Origin of the sequence: Rhodanobacter soli (assembly GCF_039523495.1) — a bacterium.
Taxonomy (GTDB): domain Bacteria; phylum Pseudomonadota; class Gammaproteobacteria; order Xanthomonadales; family Rhodanobacteraceae; genus Rhodanobacter; species Rhodanobacter soli.
The window spans coordinates 965,871-985,523 of the sequence record NZ_BAAAFK010000001.1; the positions used below are offsets into that span (position 1 = coordinate 965,871).

General features: G+C 62.7%; 17 protein-coding genes. 8 read left to right on the forward strand and 9 right to left on the reverse strand.

Going from position 1 to position 19,653, the window contains the following annotated elements; genetic code table 11:
• Nucleotides 1-61: 61 nt before the first annotated feature.
• A complete protein-coding gene (locus tag ABD024_RS04225; RefSeq protein WP_343850021.1) occupies nt 62-2,023 on the reverse strand; it encodes an alpha/beta hydrolase family protein in 1,962 nt (653 codons plus the stop codon).
• A gap of 232 nt (nt 2,024-2,255) precedes the next feature.
• Between ABD024_RS04225 and lgt the strand changes: the two genes are divergently transcribed.
• The gene (gene lgt / locus ABD024_RS04230; RefSeq protein WP_343850023.1) at nt 2,256-3,074 is read left to right on the forward strand and encodes a prolipoprotein diacylglyceryl transferase; all 819 of its coding nucleotides are present in this window, start codon (nt 2,256-2,258) and stop codon (nt 3,072-3,074) included.
• 90 nt (nt 3,075-3,164) lie between these two features.
• On the opposite strand, the gene ABD024_RS04235 is transcribed toward lgt, so the two are convergent.
• On the reverse strand, nt 3,165-4,178 hold the full coding sequence (locus ABD024_RS04235; RefSeq protein WP_343850025.1) for a TIGR00266 family protein: 1,014 nt from the start codon (nt 4,176-4,178) through the stop codon (nt 3,165-3,167).
• A gap of 92 nt (nt 4,179-4,270) precedes the next feature.
• On the opposite strand from ABD024_RS04235, the gene ABD024_RS04240 reads away from it, so the two are divergent.
• The 3 genes from ABD024_RS04240 to ABD024_RS04250 all read left to right on the forward strand — a co-directional run bounded on the left by ABD024_RS04240 (nt 4,271) and on the right by ABD024_RS04250 (nt 6,111).
• The gene (locus ABD024_RS04240) at nt 4,271-5,065 is read left to right on the forward strand and encodes a thymidylate synthase (protein ID WP_343850027.1); all 795 of its coding nucleotides are present in this window, start codon (nt 4,271-4,273) and stop codon (nt 5,063-5,065) included.
• A gap of 123 nt (nt 5,066-5,188) precedes the next feature.
• Nucleotides 5,189-5,677, forward strand: a complete 489-nt coding sequence (locus ABD024_RS04245) for a dihydrofolate reductase (protein WP_343850029.1) — start codon at nt 5,189-5,191, stop codon at nt 5,675-5,677.
• A 26-nt stretch (nt 5,678-5,703) separates the two neighbouring features.
• A complete protein-coding gene (locus ABD024_RS04250) occupies nt 5,704-6,111 on the forward strand; it encodes an NUDIX domain-containing protein (protein WP_343850031.1) in 408 nt (135 codons plus the stop codon).
• A 92-nt stretch (nt 6,112-6,203) separates the two neighbouring features.
• Here the strand turns inward: ABD024_RS04250 and coaE are convergent, their stop codons facing one another.
• The 4 genes from coaE to pilB all read right to left on the reverse strand — a co-directional run bounded on the left by coaE (nt 6,204) and on the right by pilB (nt 11,005).
• The gene (coaE, locus tag ABD024_RS04255; RefSeq protein ID WP_343850033.1) at nt 6,204-6,824 is read right to left on the reverse strand and encodes a dephospho-CoA kinase; all 621 of its coding nucleotides are present in this window, start codon (nt 6,822-6,824) and stop codon (nt 6,204-6,206) included.
• The gene (locus ABD024_RS04260) at nt 6,821-7,678 is read right to left on the reverse strand and encodes a prepilin peptidase (protein ID WP_343850035.1); all 858 of its coding nucleotides are present in this window, start codon (nt 7,676-7,678) and stop codon (nt 6,821-6,823) included. The genes coaE and ABD024_RS04260 overlap by 4 nt, the downstream gene beginning before the upstream one ends.
• Before the next feature lie 189 nt (nt 7,679-7,867).
• Nucleotides 7,868-9,139 (reverse strand): type II secretion system F family protein, encoded by a 1,272-nt coding sequence (locus ABD024_RS04265; protein ID WP_343850037.1) that lies wholly within the window; start codon nt 9,137-9,139, stop codon nt 7,868-7,870.
• 144 nt (nt 9,140-9,283) lie between these two features.
• Nucleotides 9,284-11,005 carry a type IV-A pilus assembly ATPase PilB gene (pilB, locus tag ABD024_RS04270; protein ID WP_343850039.1) on the reverse strand — a complete coding sequence of 574 codons (1,722 nt, stop codon included), beginning with the start codon at nt 11,003-11,005 and terminating at the stop codon, nt 9,284-9,286.
• Between the two features lie 593 nt (nt 11,006-11,598).
• Between pilB and ABD024_RS04275 the strand changes: the two genes are divergently transcribed.
• The 4 genes from ABD024_RS04275 to ABD024_RS04290 all read left to right on the forward strand — a co-directional run bounded on the left by ABD024_RS04275 (nt 11,599) and on the right by ABD024_RS04290 (nt 15,622).
• Nucleotides 11,599-12,453: a glycosyltransferase family 2 protein gene (locus tag ABD024_RS04275; protein ID WP_343850041.1), complete on the forward strand. Its 855-nt coding sequence runs from the start codon at nt 11,599-11,601 to the stop codon at nt 12,451-12,453.
• Between the two features lie 173 nt (nt 12,454-12,626).
• Entirely contained in the window at nt 12,627-13,676 is a 1,050-nt protein-coding gene (locus ABD024_RS04280; protein ID WP_343850043.1) for a glycosyltransferase family 4 protein, read from the forward strand.
• Complete coding sequence (locus ABD024_RS04285) at nt 13,677-14,603, forward strand: NAD-dependent epimerase/dehydratase family protein (protein WP_343850045.1); 927 nt, start codon at nt 13,677-13,679, stop codon at nt 14,601-14,603.
• Nucleotides 14,573-15,622, forward strand: a complete 1,050-nt coding sequence (locus ABD024_RS04290) for a glycosyltransferase family 2 protein (RefSeq protein WP_343850047.1) — start codon at nt 14,573-14,575, stop codon at nt 15,620-15,622. Before ABD024_RS04285 ends, ABD024_RS04290 begins: the two co-directional genes overlap by 31 nt.
• 141 nt (nt 15,623-15,763) lie before the next feature.
• Here the strand turns inward: ABD024_RS04290 and ABD024_RS04295 are convergent, their stop codons facing one another.
• The 3 genes from ABD024_RS04295 to ABD024_RS04305 all read right to left on the reverse strand — a co-directional run bounded on the left by ABD024_RS04295 (nt 15,764) and on the right by ABD024_RS04305 (nt 19,613).
• Nucleotides 15,764-16,972, reverse strand: coding sequence for a glycosyltransferase family 2 protein (locus ABD024_RS04295; RefSeq protein WP_343850049.1), 1,209 nt, complete (start codon nt 16,970-16,972; stop codon nt 15,764-15,766).
• Nucleotides 16,973-17,275: 303 nt separating this feature from the next.
• Nucleotides 17,276-18,790 (reverse strand): lipopolysaccharide biosynthesis protein, encoded by a 1,515-nt coding sequence (locus tag ABD024_RS04300; RefSeq protein WP_343850052.1) that lies wholly within the window; start codon nt 18,788-18,790, stop codon nt 17,276-17,278.
• A gap of 10 nt (nt 18,791-18,800) precedes the next feature.
• Nucleotides 18,801-19,613: a cephalosporin hydroxylase family protein gene (locus ABD024_RS04305; RefSeq protein WP_343850054.1), complete on the reverse strand. Its 813-nt coding sequence runs from the start codon at nt 19,611-19,613 to the stop codon at nt 18,801-18,803.
• Between the last annotated feature and the right edge of the window lie 40 nt (nt 19,614-19,653).

The window sequence follows — 19,653 nt, forward strand, 5'->3', positions numbered from 1 at the left end:
CACGTGCCCGAAAACAAGGAAGGCGCCGAAGCGCCTTCCCCATCCAGCCTGCCTTGAATGATCAGGGAGCGGATGCGCCGGGACCGATGTTCTTTTCCAGGAATGCCTGCAGCCGGGTATAGAACTCGATGTTGTTCTTCTCGTCGTAAAAGCCGTGGCCCTCGCCGGGCTTGCTCAGCCATTCGTATGGCTTGTGCGCGGCGTCGAGTGCGGCCCGCATCGCCTTGGCCTGCGCGAACGGTGCGCGTTTGTCGTCTTCGCCATGGATCAGCAGCACCGGCACGTCGATCTTGTCGGCCAGCCGGGTGGGCGAGTTCGCGTCCAGGTCGGCATCGTTCTTGCCGATGACCGTATTCAGGTAGTTGCGGCCGGATTTGTTCTCGCGGATGTCGCCCTTCTTGTACATCATCTTCAGGTCGTAGATGCCGGCGTAACCGACCGCGCACTTGAACATGCCCGGCGCGCGAATCGTGGTCATCATCGCCGAGTAGCCGCCGAAGCTGCCGCCGTAGACGCAGACCCGTTTCGGGTCGGCATAGTTTTCCGCAATCGCCCACTTCACGCCGTCGATCAGGTCCTGCTGGATGCGGGTGCCCCACTTCAGGTAGCCGGCTTCCTTGAAATCCTCGCCACGGCCACCGGAGCCGCGATAGTTCACTTGCAGCACGAGATAGCCGCGGCTGGCGAGGAACTGCGCATCGTCGTCGTAGTACCAGGTGTCCTGCACGCCGATCGGACCGCCGTGCGGCAGCAGCACCATGGGCAGGTTGCTCTCGGCAACGCCCTTGGGAATCGTGAGGATCGCTTCCAGTTCCATGCCGTCGCTGGTCCTGAAGCGCATGGGGCGCCGCTCGGCCATCTTCGCCGGATCGATCCAGGGCGCCACGGCGAACAGCTTGCTCACCTTGTAGTTGTGCGTGTCGATCAGGTAGTAGGTGCCCGGGTCGCGGTCGCTGCTGACCCAGAACATCAGCTTGCTGCCATCTTCACTGAAGTCGACGAACTGGACACGGCCGGCAAACTTCTGGCTCAGTGCGCGGTGCAGTTTTGCCGTTGGCGTGGTGGCGTCGATATAGCTTGTCTGCGGTACGCCCGTAGCCAGCACCGTGGCAAATGGCTGATACGGCAATGCTGTCCATTCGATGTCGCCGATGCTGCTGAAGCCGTCGCTGGCGAGCACCTTGCGGTTGCCACCGTTCTCGTCCTGTTCGACCAGGGCGGTCGGGCCGCCACCTGCGTTGTAGCTGGCGTAGACGCGCTGCCGATCCGGTGTGAAGAAGATGGGATTGAAACTGCCGCCGATCTGGGCAGTAGCCATCTGCGCCCAGCTGCCGGCTTGCTGGTGGTAGACCACGTAGTCCCAGTTGTCGTTGCGGCCGTAGGCGTAGTGGGCCTTGCCGTCCGCGCCGACCATGAAGTTCAGTCCGCCCACCTTGATCTGGCCGATCAGACGGCGTGTGTTCTTGACGGCGTCGACATCGTACAAGGTGCTGTAGTCCTGGCTTTCCCAGCTGTAGGTGGTCATGTAGAAGCGGCCGTCGGTCGGTGTCGGCAGCCCGGCCAGGAAGCCCCAGCCGCGGTCGGTGCCGCGTGTGCCTGCGCGCTTGCCGAACTTGCTTTCGAAACCGAAGAGATAGTCCTGATTCTTGCCGTCGAAATCGGTGGCGATCACTTCACCGGTTGCGGCGGGTTTGTCGATCGAGCCCAGCTGCTTGCCTTTTTCCACCACCAGACGAGTGTTGCTGACCCAGGTGATGCCCACGGCCAACTCGTATTTGGGCAGACGTAGCAGGCTGACCGGCTTGCTCATGTCGGCCACGTCGTAGACGGCCAGCGCATGCGAGTCGCCGCTGGAGTCATTCATGTTGACGGCGAGGTGTCTGCCGTCCGGCGAAAGCCGCGGCATGGTGAGCTGTGCGTGACGCGCGAAATCCGCCACCGGCACCAGATCGGCGGCCAAGGCGGCGGCGGGCAACAGCAGGCAGGCGGCGGACAGCACGGTCCGCGCAAGACGGCAAGACATCGGTTTTCTCCCCTGAAGCTCCGTGCGATAAATCCGACCGCCTGGAGCAAGACGGTTCGGCTGGATGCGGACATCCCTGACTAAAGTGGCAGTGCGGCCATCGCCCAAACTCCCCGTGCGGACGGCATCGGGGTGATTCTAGTTCTTGCGAAAGCCCGGGCGGAAGAGGCCGGAACCGCCGCCCGCTCCGGCGTCCCGCTACACTTGGTTTTTGTCCCCCAGCCTGGTCGCCATGTCCCAGCCTTACCTCGTCGATTTCGATCCCGTCGCCTTCCACCTCGGCCCGGTCCAGGTGCACTGGTACGGCCTGATGTACCTGCTCGGATTTTTCTTCGTGGCGGTGCTGGGCGAATACCGTCGTCGGCGCGGGCGCCTGCCGGTCAGCCGCGATGCGCTGGGCGACCTGCTGTTCTACGGCATGCTCGGGGTGATTGCCGGCGGACGCATCTGGTACATGCTGTTCTACGCCGATATCGACTGGATCTGGACCGCGCCGCAGACTCTGTTCAAGGTGTGGGACGGCGGCATGAGCTTCCACGGCGGCCTGCTCGGCGTGCTGGCCGCGGGCTGGTGGTGGTCGCGCAAGCAGAAGCTGCACTTCTTCGACACCATCGACTTCGTGGCGCCGCTGGTGCCGCTCGGGCTGGGGCTGGGCCGGCTCGGCAACTTCATCAATGGCGAGCTGTGGGGCAAGCCCAGCGACGTGTCGTGGGCGATGATCTTCCCGCAGGCGCCAGACCGGCTGCCGCGACATCCCTCGCAGCTGTACGAGATGCTGCTGGAAGGCGTGGTGATGTTCGTGGTGCTGTGGCTGGTCTCGCTGAAGCCGCGCCCGCGCTACCTGGTATCCGGCCTGTTCGCGTTGCTGTACGGCTGCTTCCGTTTCGCGGTGGAGTTCGTGCGCGTGCCCGATCCGCAGCTCGGTTACCTGTTCGGCACGCAGTGGGTGACGATGGGACAGATGCAGTCGTTGCCACTGATCGCGATCGGGCTGGTGCTGTTGGCGATGTCGCGGCGCGCGCCCACTTTGCCGCTGGCCGCGCCCGGCTGAGTCCTTCGTAGGAGCCCGCTTGCGGGCGATGATCTTCTCGCGAGACGTCAAAAGCATCGCCCGCAAGCGGGCTCCTACCGCGTCGGCTGTTCAGAAATTGCGGTCGCCGCCGAGGATGTCGCCCAGCCCACCGAGGATCGAGCCCTCGCCACGACGCTGCCCGCCACCTTGTGGTGCCGCCGCCAGCATGCGCCCGGCCATGCGCGAGAACGGCAGCGACTGCAGCCACACCGTGCCCGGCCCGGTCAGCGTGGCGAGGAACACGCCTTCGCCGCCGAACAGCATGCTCTTGATGCCGCCGACGGGCTTGACGTCCATGCTCACCGTGTCGTGAAACGCGACCACGCAGCCGGTGTCCACGTCGAGCCGCTCGCCGGCCTTCAGCTCACGCTGCACCACGGTGCCGCCGGCGTGCACGAACACCCAGCCGTCGCCTTCGAGCTTCTGCATGATGAAACCCTCGCCGCCGAACAGGCCGGTGAGGATCTTGCGCTGGAAGAAGATGCCCAGCTGCACGCCGCGCGCGCCGGCCAGGAACGCATCCTTCTGGCAGATCAGCCGGCCGCCGTGGTCGGACAGCTTCATCGCCATCACCGTGCCGGGGTAGGGCGCGGCGAACGCCACCTTCGCCTTGCCCTGGCCCGTGTGCGTGAACACCGTGGTGAACAGGCTCTCGCCGGTGATCACGCGCTTGCCGGCGGACATCAGCTTGTCCATCAGGCCGCCGGCGCTCTGGCCGCCGCTGGAGCCGTCGCCGAACACCGTATCCATCTGCACCGCGGATTCCTTGTACATCAGCGCGCCCGCCTCGGCGATCGCGCTTTCGCCGGGGTCCAGCTCGATCTCGACGAACTGCATGTCGGTGCCGACGATGCGGTAGTCGATCTCGTCGGTGCGGCTGCCGCCCATCGACGCCGGCATCGGCGGCGGGGCCAGCGGCGTGCCGCCGAACTCGGCCACACTGCGGATCGGTTTCCACTCGGTGAATCCCTCGCACCAGCAATAGCCGTCCGGCTGGCGCTGCGCCTGTGCCCGCGCCTCGGCGTCGTCGAGCGGGCCGATCCGGTCGGTGTTCTTGCCGTAACTGAAAAACCACTGCGCCATGGTCCATCTCCTGGTGGAAAGGCCCGAGTCTAGGCCGGGGAGATGCGTTGCGGGAGTGACCGTTGTCATGGCCCACGGGCTAGAATTCGACGATGCACGCTTACCTCGACCTGCTCCGCCACGTCCTCGACCACGGCACCGAAAAGACCGACCGCACCGGTACCGGCACGCGCAGCGTGTTCGGCTGGCAGATGCGCTTCGATCTCAACGAAGGCTTCCCGCTGGTCACCACCAAGAAGCTGCACCTGAAGTCGATCGTGCACGAATTGATCTGGTTCCTGCGCGGCGACACCAACATCGCCTACCTGAAAGAACACGGCGTGCGCATCTGGGACGAATGGGCCGATGCGAACGGCGACCTGGGTCCGGTCTACGGCCAGCAATGGCGCGCCTGGCCCACCGCCGACGGCGGCGTCGTCGACCAGATCGCCTGGGTGGTCGACGAGATCCGGCGCAACCCGGACTCGCGGCGGCTGATCGTCAGTGCCTGGAACGTGGGCGAGCTGCCGAAGATGGCGCTGCTGCCGTGCCACACGATGTTCCAGTTCTACGTGGCGGACGGAAAACTCAGTTGCCAGTTGTACCAACGTTCCGGCGACATCTTCCTCGGTGTGCCGTTCAACATCGCCAGCTACGCGCTGCTCACCCACATGGTGGCGCAGGTCTGCGGGCTGGGCGTGGGCGACTTCGTGCACACGCTGGGCGACGCCCACCTGTACAACAATCACCTGGAGCAGGCGCGGCTGCAGTTGGCCCGCGAGACCCTGCCGCTGCCGCAGTTGAAGCTCAATCCTGCGGTGCGCTCGATCTTCGATTTTCGCTACGAGGACATCGCGATCGAGGGCTACCGGTCGCATCCGGCGATCAAGGCCACCGTCGCGGTATAACGGTCGCGCAGGAGCATGCGGAACCGGTGCGAGGTCGCCGCAGCCTGTTAAGATCTGGCGCTATCGGCGGCGTCATCCGCGGGCGCAGGCCATCCCGTTGACCCATCCTTTCAAGGACTCGCCATGGCTATTTCGCTGATTGCCGCACTCGACGAAAACTTCGCGATCGGCCGCAAGGGTCAGTTGCCCTGGCACCTGCCCGACGACCTGCGCTGGTTCAAGCAGCTGACCACCGGCAAGAACGTGCTGATGGGCTACCACACCGCCATATCGATCGGCCGCGCGCTGCCGGACCGGGTCAACCTGGTGTTGACGCGGCGTCACGAGGCGCCGTACCCGGGCCAGATCACCGTGCGCTCGATCGAGGAGGCGCAGGCGCGTTGCGGCAACACCGGCCTGATGGTGATCGGCGGCGGCATGGTGTTCGCCGAGGCGCTGCCGCGCGCCAGTCGCATGTACCTCACCTGGGTCAGCGCCGCGATCGACGGCGCCGACGCGTTCTTCCCCGGCATCCATTTCAGCGACTGGACCGAAGTCTCCCGCGTGCACCACAAGGCCGACGCCCAGCACGCCTACGACTTCGACATGGTCGAATACTTGCGCAGCAGCTGATGCCCGCATCCGTGTCGTGTGCAGTCATGCACGTGATGGCAGGGTTGCTGCTGGACGCCGACGGTCGCGTGCTGTTGGCGCAGCGTCCGCCCGGCAAGCATCTGGCCGGGTTGTGGGAGTTCCCCGGCGGCAAGCGCGAGCCCGGCGAGACGCCGGCGGCGGCGCTGGCGCGCGAACTGCGCGAGGAGTTGGGCGTCACGCTGCAACACGCCGAACCGCTGATCGCGCTGCCATGGAATTACGGAGGGCGCGGACTGTTACTCGATGCCTGGCGGGTCGATGCGTGGATCGGCGAGCCGTGCCCGCTGGAAGGGCAGGCGCTGCAATGGCAGTTTCCCACCCTGGTGGACATCGCGATCCTCACCCCGGCGGACTGCCCGGTCCTGCAAGCCCTGATCGAGGCGCGCGGCCCCCCTGCGACGCCTGACCGGTAGGAGCCCGCTCGCGGGCTGCTGTTTGCCGGGATCACCAGACGTTCGTCTGTTGAGATCCGGGATTTGCAAGTGCATCGCCCGCGAGCGGGCTCCTACCGGTTGGGCGTCAGGGTCAGATAGCGTCGGTGCAGTTCGGCGACGGCGGCGTCGAGGGCGGCTTCGTCGCCGCTGTTCTCGATCACGTCGTCGGCCAGCGCCAGGCGTTCGGCGCGGTTGGCCTGGTGGGCCAGCATGCGGCGGGCGAGGGTTTCGTCGATGCCATCGCGGGCGACCAGGCGCTCGATCTGCACCGGCTCGGGGGCGTCGATCAGCAGCACGCGGTCGACCCAACGGTAGTGTTCGATATTCTCGGCCAGCAGCGGAATCGCCAGCAGGCAATACGGCCCGCGTTCGGCCCGCGCGCGCTCGTGCAGCCACTGGCGCACGCGCGGGTGGATGATCGCTTCCAGCGTCCTGCGCGCAGCGGGGTCGGCGAACACGCGCTGGCGCATGGCCGCGCGATCCAGCCGGCCCGAATCATCCAGCACCGCCGCGCCGAATGCAGCGACCACCTCGGCCAGCCCGGACGTGCCCGGTTCGATCACTTCGCGGGCGGCCACATCGGCATCGTGCACATGCACGCCCAGCGCCTCGAAGCGCCGCGTTACTGCCGTCTTGCCGGCGGCGACGCCACCGGTCAGGGCGACCACCATGGCGTGTTGGCGCTGGCTCATCGCAGGCCGGTCAGTTGCATGTAGCCCTGCAGCAGGTCGGATCCGGCGACGAACCAGACCCAGCCGGCGGCGGCGATGAACGGGCCGAATGGCATCGGGATCTCGCGCTCATGCTTGCGCAGCGCGATCAGGGTGCCGCCGACCAGCGCGCCGATCAGCGACGACAGCAGGATGATCGGCAGCAGCGCCACCGGTCCCATCCACGCGCCCAGCGCGGCGAGTAGCTTGAAATCGCCGTGGCCCATGCCCTCCTTGCCGGTGAGCAGCTTGAACGCCCAGTACACGCTCCACAGACTCAGGTAACCGATCGCCGCGGCCAGGATCGACGCCGGCGCGGTGACGAACATCGGCAGCAGCGCCAGCAGCAGGCCCAGCCACAGCAGCGGCAGGGTGAGCTGGTCGGGCAACAGCTGGGTGCGGAAGTCGATGCCGGACAGCGCGATCAGGGTCCAGGTCAGCGTCAGCCCGGCCAGCGCGGCCCACGACGGCCCGAACTTCCACATGATCACCGCGCTCAGCACGCCGCTGAGCAGTTCCACCAGCGGGTACTGGATCGAGATCTTCGCCTGGCAGTAGCGACAGCGCCCGCGCAGCAGCAGCCAGCTGAACAGCGGGATGTTGTCCAGCGCCGACAACGGGTGTTTGCAGTGCGGGCAATGCGACGGTTCGCGCACGATGCCCGGCGGCAGCGGCGTGGTGTCGGCCTGGAGTTCCAGCACGTCGCGCGCCTCCTGCCGCCATGCCGCCGCCATGCGCGCGGGCAATCGCAGGATCACCACATTGAGAAAGCTGCCCACCAGCAGGCCGAGCACGCCGGCCAGGGCGATCCACAGGGCAAAGGGAAGTTCGGGCATGCGTCAGCCTTGTGTTTTGGGCCCCTCGGCAAAGGGGGAGCCGGTAGGGTACGGCGCTTCGTGTAGGAGCGCACCCTGTGCGCGATGCTCTGATGTTTGATTGCCGCGAAAAGCATCGCGCACAGGGTGCGCTCCTGCAACGAGAACGGCGGGCAATGCCCGCCGTTCTCGTGAGGTGTCTCGGGAAATCTAGAACGTGCCGGCGAGCTTGAAGATCGGCAGGTACAGGGCGACCACCATGCCGCCGACCAGGGTGCCCAGCACGACCATGATGATCGGTTCGAGCAGGGTGGACAGGGTGTCGACCGCATTGCTGACTTCTTCCTCGTAGAACTCGGCGACCTTGAACAGCATGTTGTCCAGCGCACCGGACTCTTCGCCGATCGCGGTCATCTGCACCACCATGTTCGGGAACAAGCCGGTCTGTTTCATTGCCAGCTGCAGCTGATGGCCGACCGAGATGTCGTCGCGCATCTGCTTCACGGCGTCGCCGTAGACCACGCTGCCGGTGGCGCCGGCCACCGCGTCCAGCGCCTCGACCAGCGGCACGCCCGCGCGGAACGTCACGCCCAGGGTGCGGGCGAAGCGGGCTATCGCGGAGTTACGCACGATATTGCCCATCACCGGCATCTTCAGCGCCATGCGGTCGAGGAAGTGGGCGAACTTCACCGAGCGCTTCTTGGCGATGATCAGCGCGGCGATGCTGCCCACGATCACGCCGATCACCACCCACCAGTAGCTCTGCATGAACTCCGAGGCACTGACCAGCAACTGGGTCGGGGCCGGCAGCTGCGCGCCGGCGTCCTGGAAGGTCTTGGCGAACACCGGTACCACGAACAGCAGCATGATCAGGCAGACCATGAATACCACGGCCAGCACCATCATCGGGTAGAACAGCGCCTTCTTGATCTTCTTCTTGATCGCTTCCGTGCGCTCCTTGTAGGTCGCCACGGTATCCAGCACGGTGTCCAGCACGCCGGATGTCTCGCCGGCATGTACCAGGTTGCAGTACAGCTCGTCGAACTGCACCGGGTAGCGTGCCAGCGCCTCGTGCAGCGCCGCGCCGCCTTCGATGTTCTGCTTCACGTCGAGCAGGATGTTCTTGAAGCGGACGTTCTTCTGGCCGTCGGCGATGATGTCGAAGGACTGCACCATCGGCACGCCGGACGCCATCATGGTGGCGATCTGGCGGCTGAACACGGCGACGTCGCCCGGCTTGACCGTACTGCCGCTGGCACCGAACAACGGCTTGGCACGCTCGCGCACGGTCTGCGGGTTCATGCCCTGGCGGCGCAATTCGGCCTTGACCAGCGAGGCGTTCTTCGCCGGCATGTCGCCTTTCATGCGCTTGCCGCGCTTGTCCAGCGCGACCCACTCGTAGGTGGTCAGCTTGCTGACTTCGGCGCGTTGCGCGCCGAGCGCGCGTGCCTTGTTGATATTCGTTGCGGTAGCCGTGGCCATGCGCATCTTCCCCCAGTGGTCCAGTCCCGGAGCCGTCCTTTGCGGGCGGCTGACAGGATATTGATACAGCTTATGCCATTTTTACGGCGCCAAACCGTGGCGCCGGACGCAAGTTCGATGCAACGGAGGTCCCAGATCCGTCGCTTATTCCTTGGTGACGCGATCGATCTCGGTCAAGCTGGTCAGCCCCTGCTTCACCTTGAGCAGGGCCGACGCGCGCAGGTCGTTGATGCCGGCCGCCTTGGCCACCTCGGCGATCTGCAGCGCATTGCCGCCTTGCAGGATGATCTTCTGGATATCTTCCAGCATCGGCATCACCTGGTAGATGCCCAAGCGGCCCTTGTAGCCTTCGTTGCAGCCGTCGCAACCGACCGCTTCATAGATGGTCAGGCCGGCGTCGATGTCGGCCTGGGTGAAGCCGGCTGCCAGCAGCACCTTGGGCGGCAGCTCGATCGGCTTCTTGCACTCGTGCAGGCGTCGCGCCAGGCGCTGGGCGATGATCAGGGTCACCGACGAGGTGATGTTGTACGGCGCGATGCCCATGTTCATCAGGCGCGAAATGGTCTGCGCGGCGTCGTTGGTGTGCAGCGTGGACAGCACCATGTGGCCGGTCTGCGCCGCCTTGATCGCGATCTCGGCGGTTTCCAGGTCGCGGATCTCGCCGACCATGATCACGTCCGGATCCTGGCGCAGGAACGAACGCAGCGCGCTGGCGAAGGTCATGCCGCGCTTCACGTTCTGCTGCACCTGGTTGATGCCTTCGACGCGGATTTCCACCGGGTCTTCCACCGTCGAGATATTGCGCTCGGCGGTGTTGAGCATGTTCAGGCCGGTGTACAGCGACACCGTCTTGCCCGAGCCGGTGGGGCCGGTGACCAGCACCATGCCGTACGGCTTGTGGATCGCGTCGACGTAGAGCTTCTGCTGCTCCGGCTCGTAGCCGAGTTTCTCGATGCCGATCCTGGCCGACGAGCCGTCCAGGATACGCAGCACGATCTTCTCGCCGAACAGGGTCGGCAGGGTGCTTACGCGAAAGTCGATCGCGCGAGTCTTGGACAGGTTGAGCTTGATGCGGCCATCCTGTGGCACGCGCTTTTCGGCGATGTCCAGTTGCGCCATCACCTTGATACGCGAGGAAATGCGATTGGCCATCTTCATCGGTGGGCTGGCTACCGCCTTCAGCATGCCGTCCATGCGCAGGCGTACCCGATACTGGGTCTCGAACGGCTCGAAATGGATGTCCGAGGCGCCGCGGCGGATCGCGTCGACCAGGATCTTGTTGACGAACTTCACCACCGGCGCATCGTCGGTGGCGTTGGCGTCGATGCCAGTCGATTCGGCTTCGTCGTCGCCGACTTCGAGATCCAGCTCGTCCAACTCGCCACCGCCCATGTCGGGCATGGTGTTGCGCATGTTGTTCAGCAGGCTCTCGATCACCCGCTGTAACGAGCCACGTTCCACCAGGATCGGTTCCACCATGCAGTTGGAGTGGAACTTGATCTCGTCCAGCGCATGCGACTGCATCGGATCGGCGATGCCCACGTACAGCCGCTTGCCGCGGCGGAACAGCGGCAACGCCTGGTGCTTGGTGATCAGTGCCTCGCTGATCAGGTCCAGCGGCATCGTTGCCGGATTCAGCACGGCCACGTCCATCATCGGCATGCCGAACTCGGCCGAGGCGATCCGCGTCAATTCGGCGCCGTCGACCAGGTTGTGATCCAGCAGCCAGGCCCCCAGCGTGGCCTTCTGCTGGCCGCTGTCGGCCATCGCCTTGCGTACCGCATCCTCCGGCATCACCCCTTCGGACACCAGCCGACGCGCCATGCCGGACAAACCCGTGAGCGACGGTTGCAATTGAGATGACATAAATGACTCGACCTTGCCCCTGTATGTGGTTGAATCTACCGCAGTCCGGCCCGCAGGTCACCCACTCTCTGCAACCCCGATCCAGCACGGTGATGCAGTGCACAAGCCTGCTCCCGCGGGCCAGGCTCCTTCTGCCGCATGCAAGGCTGTCCGGCTCTCTTCCCCAGCGCAGAGGGCTGCCCGGTTTGGTTCCTGCGTGCCGGCCTGGTTTTGCACTTTCCCCCTGTACGAACGGGGAGGGAGCAATGCGCGGTTGGGCAGGCACTGCCCGCCGCTCTCGCCGGAATCGTGTTGCCGATGGGGCAGTCATCGGGCCCGATTCCTGGGCGGCGCATGCACTTCGCGGGGTGAGCCACCGCCATGCCCACCGGCTGCATGATGCTGCCGGTATGAGCCGATCGACTGAACTCGGTGCTGGTTGCAGGAGCGCACCCTTGTGGACAGGGTGCGCTCCTGCAAAAAATCGAGAGCTACCCGAAGTGCCCCGATGTCCCCGGCTGCGGGGCAGAGCGAACCCCAAAGCCCCAACCCCGTCCACAACCCGCGCCCGGCCTTCACGCTATGATCCCCTCTCCACCCGGGGGAGCCCTCTGTTGAATCGCCTGAGCATCATCCTGCCCGCCAAGAACGAGGCGCCGGCGCTGACCGCACTGCTGCCGCGCCTGCGCGCCGCCCATCCCGAGGCCGAGATCATCGTCGTCGACGACGGCTCCATCGACGACACCCGCAGCGTCTGCAAGAGCAGCGGCGTCGAATGCCTGTCCTCGCCATACTCGATGGGCAACGGCGCGGCGATCAAGCGCGGCGCCCGCGCCGCCACCGGCGACGTCCTGGTGTTCATGGACGGTGACGGCCAGCACGATCCGGCGGACATCAAGCGCCTGCTCGACCAATTGAACCGTGGCTACGACATGGTGGTCGGTGCGCGCGACTGGGGCAGCCAGGCCGGCGTGGGCCGCGGCCTGGCCAACACCGTGTACAACTGGCTGGCCAGCCGCATGACCGGCCACCAGATCGCCGACCTCACCTCCGGCTTCCGCGCCGTGCGCGCGGACAAGTTCCGCGAATTCCTGCACCTGCTGCCGAACGGCTTCAGCTACCCCACCACCAGCACCATGGCGTTCTTCCGCAGCGCCTACCCGGTCGCCTATATCCCGATCAAGGCTGCCCAGCGGGTCGGCAAGAGCCATATCAAGCCCCTGCGCGACGGGGTGCGGTTTCTGCTGATCATCTTCAAGATCGCCACGCTGTATTCGCCATTGAAGCTGTTTGTGCCGGCCAGCGCGGTGTTTTTCCTGCTCGGCTGCGCCAACTATGCCTACACCTTGATGGCGTACCACCGGCTCACCAACATGAGTACGCTGTTGTGGAGCGCTGCAGTGATCGTTTTTCTGATCGGGTTGATCTCCGAGCAGATCACAGGATTGACCTATCGTCGCGACAAGTAGATGCAAGGGAGCCGCTCGAACGAGTTTCGGGGTCGGAAGGTTTTATAGCGTGTTTCCCCAGTTGCGATTCTGTTGCGTTTGACAACGCCAATGAGGTTTTGCATCAAGTGATGCGCGTACTCCTGATAAGCACCTCATACCCGCGTGACATTTCCGATTGGCGTGGAATATTCATGAGGCATCTGGTGGCTGCGCTTGCGCGCGTATCCTCCATCAAACTCAGTGTATGGGCCCCGCCAGGAGACCTACCCGAGCAGGCAACGGCCGTTGTTTCGCCCGCTGACGCGCGATGGCTGGCGCAGCTGATGGCCGCCGGTGGCATATCGCACATGATGCGCAGTGGGGGATGGGGTTCGTGGTTTGCACCGGTCCGTCTTTTGCACATGATTGCCGCGAGCTATCGCGATCACCCTGAGGTGGACATTTACCATATCAACTGGTTGCAGTGCGCTTTGCCTCTTCCGAACAATCGCAAGCCTGCACTCATCACGGTACTAGGCAATGATCTGAAACTTCTGAAGTTGCCGTTCATGCGGTATCTGCTGCGTCGCGTCATGAGGCAACGCAAGGTGGCCATTTGCCCCAACGCTGATTGGATGCACGATTCCCTGCAAGCGGCATTCGGAGACGTTGCGGAGGTACGCCCCGTTTCATTCGGCATCGACCCGCGTTGGTACGCGATCAAGCGCGAGTTTGACGAAGTGCAGCCTCATCGCTGGCTTGCTGTCACCCGACTTACCGCGAACAAACTAGGGCCTTTATTCGACTGGTCGGAAGATTTTTTTCACCAAGGTTCACGCGAATTGCATCTGTTTGGGCCGATGCAGGAAGGTATCGAAGTCCCGGAATGGGTTCATTACCATGGAGCAGCTACGCCCGAGCAGCTTGCAAACGAGTGGTTCCCGAAAGCGTGTGGCTTGATAACCCTCAGTCGTCACGCCGAAGGCCGGCCGCAAGTCATGCTGGAGGCCATGGCTGCGGGGTTGCCCATCGTCGCCTCAAGCATGCCGGCGCACGCCGGTGTCGTATTTGATGGAGAAACCGGAAGGCTATGCGACTCCATCGACCACTACGGCACTGCGTTGTGCGAATTGGAGGACGCGGTGACTAATCGCCGCTTGGGAGATGCCGCGAGGCGCTGGGTGACCCGCGAAATCGGCACTTGGGACGACTGTGCCGACCGCTACGCGCAGATCTATCGCCGGCTACTTGGAAGCACGTAAATGAGCGATCGGATTCTTGTCATCGGTGCAGGTGGGTTCATCGGGCAACACTTGGTACGGGCGTTGGCACGACAGGGCGAGTTGGTGATCGCAGCCAGTCGGAGCGAGATCGATTTTGGCCTGCCGAACGTCGAGACGGTGATTGCCGAGCTGCGTGAGCCGAAGGATTTCGCCCCTTTGATCGCTCGCAGTCGTGCAGCGGTCTACCTCGCGTCTACGTCCACTCCTGGGATATCCGCCGCTCGCCCGCTGCATGAGTTGGTCGACAACCTGCAGCCAATGGCTGGCTTGCTGCAGGTCCTTCAGGATCATTCCGGTGTGGATCTGCTTTATCTGTCTTCGGGCGGTTCGCTATACGCGTCGACGGGCGACATCGCGGCGGATGAGGCGACGCGCGCGCAGCCACGGTCGTATCACGGCGCGGGCAAGATAGCCGCGGAATACTTCATTTCGGCCTGGTGCAATCAGTATTCGGGCAGGGCGACAATTCTGCGTCCATCAAACGTCTATGGCCCAGGTCAGCTCGAGCGCGCGGGGTTCGGCATCGTACCTACGGCCCTTGGCAAGATTAAGCGGGATGAAGTCCTGCATATATGGGGCGATGGTTCCGCTGTTCGTGACTATCTGTATATTGATGACTTGGTGGAACTGATCACCACGATTCTGGCTCGGCAAATGTCCGTAGGCGCGCGTATCGTTAACGCCTGCAGCGGCACAGGGGTCAGTCTCAATGAACTGTTCGCCGCCATGGAGGCCGTGACCGGTCGACCCTTGCGACGCAGCTATGAAATGGGTCGTGCAGTGGATGCTACACGCGTGGTGATGGACCCCACTCTGGCCAATCGTGAGTACGGGTGTTCGCCTGCCACGCCATTGCATGAAGGATTGGAGCGGACATGGGCCTGGTTGAACAGTACAGCGCACTGAATCGACCGGAACATCCGGTGTGCTCTGTCTGCATCGCCAACTACAATGGCGCAGCGTTGCTGGATGACTGCCTGATGTCCGTTCTTGCCCAGCATGGCGATATCAGCATCGAGATCATCGTTCACGACGATGCATCCACCGATGACTCGATAGCGCTGTTACGTGAACAGTATCCGCAGATCGAGTTGCTTGCGAGCAGAGAGAACGTTGGCTTCTGTGTCAGCAATAACCGCATGGTGGCGTACGCACGCGGTGAGTTCGTACTGCTGTTGAACAACGATGCGGTGCTGTATCCGGATGCACTGGTCACCTTATTGGATGCTGCGCAATCGTTACTTCTACCGGGAATCCTTAGTCTGCCCCAGTACGACTGGGAAACGGGTGCACTGGTTGATCGAGGTTGTCTGCTCGACCCGTTCTACAACCCGGTGCCGAATCTCGATCCCGAGCGTCGTGATGTGGCGATGGTGATCGGGGCATGCCTGTGGGTGGCTCGCGATGTATGGAATGAGCTCGGCGGCTTCCCAGAGTGGCTTGAGTCAATCGGCGAAGATATGTATCTGTGCTGCGTGGCCCGATTGCGTGGTAGGCCAGTGCAAGTCACCAAGGCCAGCGGATATCGCCATCGTCAGGGGGTCAGCTTTGGCGGCAACCGTGCGACTGCACAGGGGTTGCAGACCACCTTTCGACGACGCTATCTGAGTGAACGCAACAAGACAGAGGTTATGCTGGTCTGCACGCCAACAATGCTGATTATTCCGTTGTTGGCGCTGCATTTAGTGCTGTTGGTCGCCGAAGGCATCATCTTGACGGCGGTGCGTCGGGATGCGCGCATTTGGCGGGAAGTCTACGGCAAGGCCGGTATGCAATTGGTACGTGGTTTTTCAAAGCTGTGGGCCATGCGCCGTCAGGAGCAGCGGCAACGTGTCGCATCACTGCGTGGCTTTCTACGCAATTTTGCGTGGGCGCATAGAAAGCTCGGATTGCTGCGTCGCTATGGCATACCTCGGATCCGTTAGTGCAGCCGCTAATAGCAGATTGATCGGCCAATGCGTCGCGTTGTGAACTCTGTAAGGCGCGTGCTCGCGTCGCCTCGAGTTACGCCCAATCAGGTGCGGTAGATGTAGGCACAGTCACAGTGGATACTGCTATAAATGCCGCTACTCAGCTTGCCGTTTGAAACGGTTACTCAACTCGCGGCCCAGAAAACGCACTGTACCTTTCTTGCCCGGGCGGCCGCGGATGGTGCCAGCGGCAATGCAAGCCTCATGGATGTTCCGGATCGGCAAGTTCTCTGCGAACACCGTATGCATGGCGTTGATGATCTTGTGCGATGTCGAGAGGGGTTGCAGGTAGGCGCGTTTGATGGCAGCCGATCGTCTGGCTGATGCGAAGTCGATGCCGTGCTGCATGGCAAACAGACGGCCCCACTTTTCGATGGATCCGCGGTGAGCCCCGGCAGTGGCAAGGATGACCTCGAGCTGTTGTCGGTGTCCAAATTCCTTTGATGTGTCGCGAAGAGGGGCAGACTGCAGATAAGCTTCGTAGACCATCGCTTGAAAAGAAATGGGCAGACTACCGTCTTCGTGCAACGGCATCGCCTCATGAAACGGTATGTTGCTTTCCGAATAAAAAGTCGAAACGGGCGTTGTGTTCTTGTTTTTTTTGATGGAAAAAGACGAGTTCCCGGTACTGTGCCTGGAGACGCCACTGACTGCCATGGGGGCATGCATGAAAACATACCGATCAATCACGCTGGCGACGGCAACCGCCGAATAGAGGTCGGGATTACAGGACGCAAAGAATGCTCCCGTCTTGCTCTTCACCTTGTTTAAGGTCGCAATATTGATGAAACCGCCATCATAAATGACTGGTAGCTGGGGATATTTAGCAACGCCACGCATGACTTTCCCCAGCCAGAGCGACGCCTCGCGCATTTCGGTACCGGAACCCATCGGTACGATCAACTGACCGTTTTCGTTGCCCATGATGGCTGGCCAGTGATAGGTGCAGAAGGTCGAACGGATGGCTTCGACACCCGATGTTTCGATGATGTTGGAAACGGTCTTGATAGAGTCCGGCAGTAGCCCGTCGTCATCGCCGATGAAACCCACCCATCCCTCGCGAACATGCGAAAGGGCGAACTCCCAGTTATGCGACATATTCAGACGCTTTCCCGTTTTCACATAGCGGATGCGCTGATCGTTGGCTCGACGTACGACGCCCGCAGTGTCATCTGTGCTGCAGTTGTCGCTGACGATTATTTCGAGGTTATCGTAGTCTTGCGACGTCACTGTTCGCAATGACGATTCCAGCACATCGCAACGCTCGCGCGTGGGAATGATGATGGTAATTTTCTGTGCAGGCATAGATGAAAGGCCGGAAACTGAATCAGAATACGAGTCGCAGTCTAGCCCGAATCGCTCCGTGGATTGCTTTGATGTGTCAGTGCGCTGGTGACTAGGGCGCCAAGCTAACGAGTCCGATTATCGCGACGCTTGGAGGTGCGCGTGGCAGCAATGGCAACATCAACTTCAGCACCGCCGTAGTCGTGCATGGGGTGGTGGCCGGCGGCAAGTGTCAGTAGGTTCAGTGCGCGAGATCTCTGCGGAACAGAGATCAATGCAGTGGCATGTGCCTACCGCCACAGAAGGGAAGTCGGTCGAGCCGAGTCAGCGCCGGGAGGCAAACCATTCGGCCAGTTGTTGTCGTGCCAGATCTCGCACCAGTGGCGCTGCCACGGCCGCCGACAACAGCGTTGCGCCACTCACTACGGCTAGTTGAAAGAGCCCTTCAAGGCTGCGGGGCAATGCCGGAAACAGCCGGCTTGCAAGCAGTGTTACCACGGTAGCGGCGATTGCGGGGGGGAGTATGTCTTGAACGTACCAGCGAACCATTTCGCCGTGCAAAAGACGCCGATGCATAAGCGGAATGCCGACTGCGACGAAGGCGAGATTGATAGCGAACCACAGCCAGGCGGCGCCGACGATGCCGTGGTGTCCGACTGCCCAGATGCAGAAGGGAATGCCGAGAGCGAGGGCTACCAGATTTGTACCCGCGGTAAGCCGGGTCCAGCCGTGAGCCAGCTGCAGCGCGTAGGGAAGGTTCATCAATCCATTGAACGCTGTGCCGGCCACGAGGATCGACAGCGGCAGTGCCAGCCTCGTTGCCGTGGCGGCATCGCCGGTCCACAGGTAGAGCACGTCGCGGCCGAAGATCATCAGCACAGACGCCACGGCGGCCACGACCACCGCGAGGCATTGATTGCTCAGATGGTAGAGATGGGTCAGTGAATCCTGCTGGTCAAGTGACACCAGTCGGCTGTAGCGCGGGTACAGTGCATTGAACATAGGCTGGATCATGCGACCCATACCAGCGGCGACGCTCATCGCCAAGCTGAAGTAACCAAGTTCTGCCAGCGGAAGCATGGCCGATATTACGATGCGATCGAGCTGGGTGAGCATGATCGACAGAGCCATGATGGCGACCAGGCCGCCAGCGAAGCGTCCAGCGGCACGGAGTTCCGTGGCGCGAAAAGCCGATCGTTGCTGTGGGCCAGTCGGCAACAAGCGCCACAGGGCGGCGGCCGATACCAGCGACTGACACGCGCCCATGGCGGCGTACCACCACATGAAGGCGCTGATGGTGGGGGAAACCCAGTACAGCACCGCTAGCACACCCGCGCCGCGCAGCGTAGCAAACCCGGCATTGATCATGTTCAGTGCCGGCTGCCGTTCGAGTCCGGACAGCCCATTGGCGTAGAAGCTGCTCGGCCACTGCAGCGCCACCGCCAGCCCCATGATCGCGATCGCGTGCGCTGTGGCGGCACGGCTGAGGTGTTCAGGGTGCAGCCAGTGATTCGCCAGTGGACCGCTGGCGAGCCAGACTACGGCGACGATCATCAGTGCGATGGGCCAGACCAACCACTCGAACGTGCGTACCAGATCGCCGAGGGTATGTGCGGCGCTGGCATTGTGCACGCGTCGTGCCAGTTCGCGGTTCAGTACGCCGCCCATGCCCAGATCGAACAGCATGGACAGCGCCTGGATACTCAACATCAGGCCCACCAGACCAAACGCCTCCATGCCGAGCAGCTTGATGTACAGGGGGATGAACACCACGCCCATCAGCGCCATCCATACCTGCCCAGCATAATTCGCCAGAATATTTGTGCGTAATACCGGCATGGGCAAGGCGCTAGACGCGCCTCAAGTAACCATCCGGGGCAACCGTGATGAGCAGTTTGCTCTCCAGTGCACTGTCGATTTCAAAAGCCAGTGGGGCACCGTCGGCAGCCATACGAGCTTCCTCCTTCAGGCGACGTAGATATTCCCATGTCGCGGTCTTGGGGTTGTTGCCTTTGCCCCAAGGGCGGTCAGGGAACATGGCGTCGGGCAGATCCTCGATCACGGTATCGAACACGATGCAATAGCAGCCAGGAGAAGTCAGCGGTGCGTAGGCTTCGAGCTCGGCCAACACATGATCGTGCGTATGGTTGGAATCGAGGATCACCAGGATCCGCTGATGCGTCTGCGCGACCTGATGCACCTGCGCAATGACATCGGTCGCGATCGAGGAGCCCTGGATCATGTCGATCCGGTGCGACATCGGATGCGCTTCGATGGCGGCACGATTGTGGGCGCGGATGTCGATGTCGATACCGAGCACGCGGCGCCGGGTGGCTTTGGGGTCGAGCACTTCCCCGCGCTCGGCCGCCTCGCAATAGTCGAGCAGAGCCAGCATGGACGCACTGAGGATCAGCGAACCACCGTGGGCGATGCCCGTTTCGATGATGAGGTCAGGCTTGATCCGCCAGACTAGTTCCTGCATCGCCACCATGTCCTGCGGGTACTGGATGATGGGGCGACCAAGCGAAGAAAAATTATACGAATACTTGTACTGGAGCGAATGCTGGAACCACTGAAATGCAAGATTTTTCAACAGTTGATCATTTCCCATACCGGAAATGTTTTCACGGCATTCGCGTTCGAACTGTTCTCTGGCGTCCATTTGATCTTCCACTGATTCGTGTTGCTGGATGGGTACTTGA

Bases quoted from the DNA above. Each gene is read 5' to 3' on its own strand.
- ABD024_RS04225 (WP_343850021.1), bottom strand. From the start codon at position 2,023: ATGTCTTGCCGTCTTGCGCGGACCGTGCTGTCCGCCGCCTGCCTGCTG.
- lgt (WP_343850023.1), top strand. From the start codon at position 2,256: ATGTCCCAGCCTTACCTCGTCGATTTCGATCCCGTCGCCTTCCACCTC.
- ABD024_RS04235 (WP_343850025.1), bottom strand. From the start codon at position 4,178: ATGGCGCAGTGGTTTTTCAGTTACGGCAAGAACACCGACCGGATCGGC.
- ABD024_RS04240 (WP_343850027.1), top strand. From the start codon at position 4,271: ATGCACGCTTACCTCGACCTGCTCCGCCACGTCCTCGACCACGGCACC.
- ABD024_RS04245 (WP_343850029.1), top strand. From the start codon at position 5,189: ATGGCTATTTCGCTGATTGCCGCACTCGACGAAAACTTCGCGATCGGC.
- ABD024_RS04250 (WP_343850031.1), top strand. From the start codon at position 5,704: ATGCACGTGATGGCAGGGTTGCTGCTGGACGCCGACGGTCGCGTGCTG.
- coaE (WP_343850033.1), bottom strand. From the start codon at position 6,824: ATGAGCCAGCGCCAACACGCCATGGTGGTCGCCCTGACCGGTGGCGTC.
- ABD024_RS04260 (WP_343850035.1), bottom strand. From the start codon at position 7,678: ATGCCCGAACTTCCCTTTGCCCTGTGGATCGCCCTGGCCGGCGTGCTC.
- ABD024_RS04265 (WP_343850037.1), bottom strand. From the start codon at position 9,139: ATGGCCACGGCTACCGCAACGAATATCAACAAGGCACGCGCGCTCGGC.
- pilB (WP_343850039.1), bottom strand. From the start codon at position 11,005: ATGTCATCTCAATTGCAACCGTCGCTCACGGGTTTGTCCGGCATGGCG.
- ABD024_RS04280 (WP_343850043.1), top strand. From the start codon at position 12,627: ATGAGGCATCTGGTGGCTGCGCTTGCGCGCGTATCCTCCATCAAACTC.
- ABD024_RS04285 (WP_343850045.1), top strand. From the start codon at position 13,677: ATGAGCGATCGGATTCTTGTCATCGGTGCAGGTGGGTTCATCGGGCAA.
- ABD024_RS04290 (WP_343850047.1), top strand. From the start codon at position 14,573: ATGGGCCTGGTTGAACAGTACAGCGCACTGAATCGACCGGAACATCCG.
- ABD024_RS04295 (WP_343850049.1), bottom strand. From the start codon at position 16,972: ATGCCTGCACAGAAAATTACCATCATCATTCCCACGCGCGAGCGTTGC.
- ABD024_RS04300 (WP_343850052.1), bottom strand. From the start codon at position 18,790: ATGCCGGTATTACGCACAAATATTCTGGCGAATTATGCTGGGCAGGTA.
- ABD024_RS04305 (WP_343850054.1), bottom strand. From the start codon at position 19,613: ATGGACGCCAGAGAACAGTTCGAACGCGAATGCCGTGAAAACATTTCC.